1 protein-coding gene is annotated in these 708 nt (G+C 70.8%); it reads left to right on the forward strand.

Annotated features, from left to right (window positions below; all coding sequences use genetic code 11):
* The coding region (locus AC3WOH_RS34850) for an RCC1 domain-containing protein (RefSeq protein WP_492233896.1) at window positions 1-708 on the forward strand (708 nt) is incomplete at both ends.

The raw sequence follows: 708 nt of genomic DNA on the forward strand, positions 1-708 counted from the left end.
GCCGTGCTTGCCCTGCGCCAGGACGGCAAAGTCGTTGCCTGGGGCTCCAACGGCAACCGGGCCCTGGCCCCCGTGGCCGGCACCGCCACCGCCCCCGTCGTGCTCGACGCCCTGGGCAGCGTACAGGCCGTGGCCTCCACCTCCATCAACATCGCCGGCCAGTACTACGCCTTGAAGAACGACGGCAGCGTCTCCGTTTGGGGCCAGGCCTCCACCAACGCCACCTACTGCGGCCAAAAAGGCATCCAGAACGGCGGCTTTGCCCTGATCGACATCTCGCCCATCCAGGGCCTGACGCGCATCCAGCAGATCGAACCGGGCGACGGCCACACCCTGTTCGTGGACGCCGACGGCGCCGTGCACGCCTGCGGCGTCAATGCCGCCGGGCAACTGGGCGACGGCACCCTGGTCAACCCCAGCACCGAAGTGCCCAAGATCGCCCACATCGCAGGCCTGCCGCCCGTGGTGGCCGCGGCCGCAGGCTCGGCGATCTCAGGCGCCATCGGCACCGACGGCAGCGTCTGGATCTGGGGCAAAGGCACCAACCTGGGCGGCACCGACAAAACCACCGCCCCCGTGCGCGTGATGGGCGGCAACGGCGCCGCCTTCGATGCAGGCCGCGTGGGCGAGGCCAGCGGCACCTTTGCGGGAAGCCAGACGGGCCCCTTGAGCAACGTCACGCTGGACGTGGGGGCCACGGTCTCGCCG

It is taken from the genome of Acidovorax sp. FW305-C-20-28 (genome assembly GCF_058783375.1).